General features: G+C 72.9%; 4 protein-coding genes. 3 read left to right on the top strand and 1 reads right to left on the bottom strand.

From position 1 onward, the window contains the following. Positions 1-162 precede the first annotated feature (162 nt). Positions 163-1041, top strand: coding sequence for an MCE family protein (locus FJ251_12460; GenBank protein ID MBM4118522.1), 879 nt, complete (start codon positions 163-165; stop codon positions 1039-1041). 11 nt (positions 1042-1052) lie between these two features. On the opposite strand, the gene FJ251_12455 is transcribed toward FJ251_12460, so the two are convergent. Next, on the bottom strand, positions 1053-3689 hold the full coding sequence (locus tag FJ251_12455) for a hypothetical protein (protein ID MBM4118521.1): 2637 nt from the start codon (positions 3687-3689) through the stop codon (positions 1053-1055). 124 nt (positions 3690-3813) lie between these two features. On the opposite strand from FJ251_12455, the gene radA reads away from it, so the two are divergent. Together radA and FJ251_12445 are read left to right on the top strand one after the other, a co-directional pair. After that, the gene (gene radA, locus FJ251_12450) at positions 3814-5238 is read left to right on the top strand and encodes a DNA repair protein RadA (protein MBM4118520.1); all 1425 of its coding nucleotides are present in this window, start codon (positions 3814-3816) and stop codon (positions 5236-5238) included. Further along, on the top strand, positions 5196-6391 hold a 1196-nt coding region (locus FJ251_12445; protein ID MBM4118519.1), incomplete at its 3' end, for an alpha/beta hydrolase. The genes radA and FJ251_12445, both read left to right, overlap by 43 nt.

Raw genomic sequence — 6391 nt, 5'->3', positions numbered from 1 at the left:
ACCAGCGCCAGCAAGATCGCCGACCGCATCAGCATGCTCTACGAGGGGCGCATCATCTTCACCGGCACGCCCGCCGAACTGCGCGCGACGGAGGATCCCTACGTGCGGCAGTTCATCGAGGGGCGCAGCCAGGGGCCGATCAAGGTCCGCTAGGGAGGCCACGTGAAAGGCAACGTCGAACTGCGGGTGGGGCTGCTCGTCATCCTGGCTATCGTGGCGATGACGGCCTGGCTGCTCTTCCTCAAGGAGTTCAAGTTCAGCGTGGCAACCTTCCCGCTCACGGTGGAGTTCGAGCAGGTGGCCGGCCTCAAGCCGGGCGCCCCGGTGGAGATCCTCGGCGTCGACCGCGGCAAGGTGACCAGCGTCGATCTGCAGCAGGACCGCGTGCGCGTTGGGCTCGAGATCGAGCAGGGCACCTTCGTCGGCAAGGACGCGCGCGTGCTCCTGGTGACGGACCTCTTCGACCCCACCTCGGTGCGCGTCATCCCCGGTCGCTCGACCGAGCCGGCCGCGCGCGGCGCCCGCCTGCGCGGGGAGAGCGGCGCCGACCTCGCGCTGCTGATGCGCGAGGGCGCGGCTCTGGTGAGCAGCCTCTCCGTGCTCGCCGCGCGCCTGGACAGCCTGAGCGGCGGCGGCCGCCTGGACAGCCTGGCCACGAACCTCGAGGGCGGCGTGCGCGAGCTGCGCGCCTGGACGGCCGAGAGCCGCGCGCAGACTCGCGCCGTGCTCACGCGCGTGGACGGCCTCACCGGCGACCTGAACCGCTTCCTCGCTGAGAACGCGGAGCCCGTGAGCCGCACCGTGGCCGACATGGGCCAGGCCGCTCGCCGCGCCGACAGCCTGGCCACGGACCTATCCCAGCTCACGCGCAGCCTCGGCCGCCTCAGCGAGCGCCTCGAGGCCGGCGAGGGGACGCTCGGCAAGGCGCTCGCCTCGCCGGCGCTGCACGACTCGCTGCTGCACACGGTGAGCCGCCTGGACAGCCTGATCGCCGAGATCAAGGCGAACCCGAAGAAGTTCGTCAGCTTCTCGCTGTTCTAGGGCCTGGGTCTCTAGCGCCTGAGCAGCACGAACTTCGTGCTCGTGCTGGCGCCGCCGCGGGTGGCGCGGGCGAGGTAGACCCCGCTCGGCATGTCCGCGCCCGACTCGTCGCAACCCGACCAGCGCAGCGCGGGACCACCCTCCAGGTCCGGCGCCGCGGCGTCCTCGCAGACGTGCAGGCGCCGGCCGCGCAGGTCGAAGATCTCCAGACGCAGCGGCCCCGCGTCGGCTTCGGGCGCCAGCGCGAACTGCACGGGCGCCGCACTCGGGTTCGGCCAGGCGCGCAGCGCGAGGGCCTCGGCGGGTCCGGAAGGCGGCGGCGGATCGTCTTCCGGCGTCGGCGGGCCGAAGAGGTAGTCGCCGTCGCGCTCGAAGGCGACGAGGCTGTCGGCCGCGAGCACGGCCACGGCCGCCGGCGCCCAGATGCGGAAGACGGGCACGTAGCAGGACAGGCGCACCGTGTCGCCCTCGCAGCCGGCCGATGCGCGCTCGCTGAGATCGACGAGCGGTAGGCCGTCCACCACGAGCCGCTTGCCGTCGCCGAGCAGCGTGCGCGTGGCCGCACCCTCCTGCTCCACCAGCGCCCAATCGCCGTCGAGCAGGGTGTCGTCCACGATGAAGGGCGCCTCGCCGGTCGCCACGAGCAGCATGCGCTCGCGGGCGCCCTCGGTGATCGCGATCCGCCGACCCGCGTCGAACTCCTCGGCCGCGACGACGGGATCGGGCGCGCCCGGCGCGAGCGGCGTGAGCTGCCAGAGGAACTCGGCCTGGTTCGCGGTCAGGCCGACGCTGAAGACGCGGCTGTCGGGGTCCACGTTCTCGTTGTCGAAGGGCGCGATGCTCCAGGTCACGCTGCTCGCGATCGGCCCGTGGAGCTGCAGGCGCAGCGAACCGGCCGGGCCCGCCGCGCGCCAAAGACCGAGGGTCGTCTGGCTGAAGCCGAGGGTCTCGTCCATATGCAAGCGCCAGTCGATGCGCTGCGCGTTCGGGGCAAGCGGCTCGAGGCGGTCGCGCAGAAAGACCGTCGGCAACTCGCCCGGCGCGCCGGGGAGGAGCAGCAGCTCGCGCTGGGCGCGGCGCATCGGATTGCCGCCGTCGTAGCCCCAGGACCAGTCGATGCCGTCGAAGGGCCAGTCCGGATCGTTGAAGGGCGAGTGCGTCGTGTAGGCCGCCGTCATGTCGACGCGCAGCAGCTCCCAGCGCGGCCCGGCGATCAGGCGCCGCAGCTTGCCGTCCGTGCCGATCGAATTGCCGGCATTGTGCTGGCCCTTGCCGCCGACCATGGGCAGGTTGTGCGCCTGCGTCTCCTTGGCCGTTGCCCCGGCCCCGTTGTCGAGCGCGAAGCCCTGGCCGAAGGCGCGCAGCGCGAACTGGCCGACGTCCTCCTGGGTGTGCCCGCCGCGGAACTCCATCCCCTCGAGCGTGACGAGGAAGCTCCCGTCCAGCGGATCGCCCGGCCAGCCTTCGCGGTAGATCCACAGGCCCGCCTCGGGGAAGAAGCGGCTCTTCGGCAGGTCCGGACCCTTCTCGGGCCCGCTCGTGTGCCAGAGGAGCGTGGCGACCGGGTCGCTCAGATGGCCCCAGGAGAAGCCGAGATCGCCGGAGATGCGGCGCAGGAGCCAGCGCGCGAAGGGCGGGTCGGGGCCGAAGGCCGTCGCGAACTCGAAGAGGCTGTGGTGCCGGCCGAGGATGTAGTCGTTCGTGTTGTGGTCGTTGCGGTTGAGGAAGCGGCCGCCGCCCAGCTCGAGGCCCAGGTAGGCCACGGCCTCGAGGGCGCGCGCGAGGAAGTCCGGATCCCAGGGCCGGCCCTCGAGGCGATCGAGCGCCCGCCAGGTGGGCAACAGCGTGCGCAGCGACCAGACCTCGTAGCCGAGGCCCTCGCGGTAGATGCCGTCGGGCGCGAACATCTCGCCGAGACCGACGGCGAGGTACTGCTCGGCGGCCGCGCGCCCCGTGGCCAGCGCGGGCGCGCCGGGCAGGTCGGGCTCCAGGGCGAGCACGGCGAGCAGCATCATCGCGCCGATCGAGATGCCCTTGTTGCTGACGTAGGGGTTGTAGAGGAAGCGCGTGAAGTCCCAGTGAGTCGCCATCGCCTCGAGGTAGAGCAGCATCTCGGCCGCGATCCGCTCGCGCTCGGCCTCGGTGGCCGCCCAGCCGGCGAGGTCGTAGCCCCAGGCCAGGTTGTGCAGGCGCAGGGTGGGGGCGAGCTGGCCGAGGAAGACGTCCAGTTCGGTGTCGTAGGTGTCGCACTGCCAGATGAGGGCGTCGATCACCGCGCGGCCGTAGAGCAGCGAGGAGGGCCCGGGCTCCAGTGTCGACAGCAGCGACAGTTCCTCGATGTAGTTGTAGCCGAAGTAGCTCTTGAGCAGCGAGTCGGGCACCCAGCTCGAGATGACGGCAGCGACCTCGATGGCCTCCTGCCAGACCTGCGCGCGCGTGATGTCCGCCTGGATCGCCGTGTAGAGCGCGTCCTCCTCGCCGGTGCCGAAGAGCAGGCGCGGATGGTGCTCGCTGTGCGGGGGGAGGGCGGCGGCGCGGCCGGCCGGGCCGAGCCAGAGGCCGCCGAGCAGAGCAATGCCCAGCACGATCCGGAAGGCCCGGGTCGCCAGCCGGCGGTGAGGGGTTCGCGTCGGCTTGCTGCTCGGCATCCAGTTGCTCGCGGGAGGGCCGCCGGGCAGGGGCCCGGAGCCAGACCCGAGAAGGATAGCAGCCCGGCGGCGGCCGCGGCAAGCGGCGCTGTCGCGCTTCAGCGCCCTGTGCTAGGATGCGCGCATGCCCAAGAAGAACACCCGCTTCCTCTGCAAGGAGTGCGGCGCCGAGAGCGCCACCTGGCTGGGCAAATGTCCGCAGTGCGGCGCCTGGGACTCGCTCACCGAGCTCGCCCGCGCGATCGGCAAGGAGGCCGCCGCCCGCGGCCCGCGCGCGGTGGTTGCGGGCGCGGCGGGGTCGATCGGCACCGCGGCGATCCCGCGGCCGCTGGCCGAGTTGCCGCTGGATGCGAGCCGCCGCCTGGCCAGCGGCCTCGCCGAGCTGGACCGCGTGCTCGGCGGCGGCTTCGTGCCGGGCTCGGTCGTGCTGGTGGGGGGCGACCCCGGTATCGGCAAGTCGACCCTGCTGCTCCAGGCCGCGCAGGCGATGGCCGCCACGAGCCCGCAACCCGTCCTCTACGTGAGCGGCGAGGAGAGCCCCGGCCAGGTGCGACTGCGCGCCGAGCGCCTGGGCGCGCTCGCGCCCGCGCTCTACTTTCTCGCCGCCACCGAGCTCGCGCCTGTGCTCGCCGCCATCGAGCAACTCGCGCCCGCGCTCGTCGTGCTCGACTCCGTGCAGACCCTCGGCGACGCCGACATCGAGGCCGCCACGGGCTCGGTCACGCAACTGCGCCACGTTTCGCAGGTGCTGAGCCGCGCAGCCAAGGAGCGCGGTTTTCCGTTGGTGCTCATCGGCCACGTCACGAAGGAGGGGCAGATCGCGGGGCCGCGCCAGCTCGAGCACATGGTGGACGCGGTCTTCTACTTCGAGGGCGAGGAGGCCGGCCTCGGCCGCATCCTGCGCGCGGTGAAGAACCGCTTCGGCCCCACGCACGAGATCGCGCTCTTCGAGATGACCGGCGCCGGTCTCGTCGCCGTGGAGGACCCGGCCGGCTTCCTCGGCGGCCGGCACCTGAAGGGCGAGCTGGGCACGGCCGTGACCGTGACCTTCACCGGCACGCGACCGCTGGCCGTCGAGGTGCAGACCCTGGTGAGCGCGCCGCGCTACGGCACGCCGGCCCGCGTGGTGCAGGGCGTGGACCCGCGGCGCGTCTCGCTGCTCGTCGCCGTGCTCGAGCGGAGCGCCGGGCTCGCGCTGGGCGGCAGCGACCTCTTCGTCAGCGTGGCCGGCGGCCTGCGCCTGGACGATCCGGCGACCGACGCCGCCCTGCTCGTCGCCCTCGCCTCGGGCTTCAGCGGCCGGTCCCTGCCGGACGCCACGCTCGCCCTCGGCGAAGTGGGGCTGCGCGGCAACCTGCGCGCGGGCAGCCATCTCGAGGAGCGCTGCCACGAGGCCCTGCGCCTGGGCTTCGAGCGCGTGCTGGTCGCGGCGACGGCGACGCTCGGCAAGGGCCTGCCGAAGGGCGCCGTGGCGCCGGTCGCCGACGTGCCGGCCCTGCTCGCCGCCTGCGGCCTGGCCGGGCTGAATCGCGCGGTCGCGGGCCGGTAGGAGGTCCGTTTCCAACTCCACCCGTCATCCCCGGAGGCGACCATGGTTCTCAAGCGCATCGGCGTGCTCTCGGCCGGCAAGGTGCTCGCGCTGCTCTACGCCTGCATCGGCCTCATCGCCGGCAGCTTCGTCGCGCTCTTCGCGACGCTGGGGCTCATGGCCACGCTCGTCGACCAGAGCCTTCCCCCCTTCATCGCCGCGTTCTTCGGCCTGGGCGCGCTGATCTTCATGCCGATCCTCTACGGCTGCCTGGGCTTCCTGATCGGCGTGATCGGCTCGTCGATCTACAACGGGCTGGCCAAGCTGGTGGGCGGCATCGAGCTCGATCTGAAGTGAGGCTCGATCGCCATGGCGCCGCGGCGACAGCGGCCCCTTGCGTGATCGTCCTGCACGGCGGGCCCGGCGCGCCGGGCTCCGCAGCAGGACTGGCCCGCGGTCTCGCCGCGGGCTTTCGCGTTCTGGAGCCCTGGCAGCGGGGGAGCGCAGACGGTGGGCCGCTCACGGTCGCGCAGCACGTCGACGACCTGCTCGCGCTCGCCGCGGCCGAGTGCCCCGGTGAGCAACCCGCCCTCGTGGGTCACTCCTGGGGTGCGATGCTCGCCCTGGCCGCGGCGGCCGCGGCGCCCACGGCCTTCGCGGCGCTCGCGCTGGTGGGCTGCGGCACCTTCGACGAAGCGGCCCGCACGCAGTACACCCTGGCGCTCGAGCAGCGCGGCGGCAAGGGCTTCCTGGCCTCGCTCGCGGCGCTGGACCACAGCGAGATGGATCCCGACCGCCGCCTGCTCGCCAAGGCCGAGCGCTTCGATGCCGCCTTCGGTGTCGATCTGCTCCCCGAGGTCAGCCATGCCGCGCTCGACGCCCGCGCCCACGCCGAGACCTGGACCGACATGTTGCGGCTCCAGGCGGCGGATGTCTACCCGGCGGCCTTCGCGGCGATCCGCGCGCCCGTGCTCATGCTGCACGGCGCGCAGGATCCCCACCCCGGTTCGCTGATTCGGGACAGCCTGCTTCCCTTTCTCCCGCAGCTCGAGTTCCGGGCGTTCGCGCGCTGCGGCCACTATCCCTGGCGCGAGCGCGCCGTTCGCGCGGAGTTCTTCGCCCTTCTCGCGGACTGGCTTGGCCGCCAAAGCGCCTGCCAGCCGCGGGGGCTCTT

The sequence above is a fragment of the bacterium genome (genome assembly GCA_016873475.1).
In the GTDB taxonomy this organism is placed as follows: Bacteria; Krumholzibacteriota; Krumholzibacteriia; order JACNKJ01; family JACNKJ01; genus VGXI01.
Note: the sequence above shows the minus strand (reverse complement) of the source record. Positions and strands in the feature narration are given on the sequence as shown.

Excerpts from the sequence above, each read along its gene's own strand:
- FJ251_12455 (MBM4118521.1), bottom strand. The coding sequence starts at position 3,689 with ATGCCGAGCAGCAAGCCGACGCGAACCCCTCACCGCCGGCTGGCGACC.
- radA (MBM4118520.1), top strand. The coding sequence starts at position 3,814 with ATGCCCAAGAAGAACACCCGCTTCCTCTGCAAGGAGTGCGGCGCCGAG.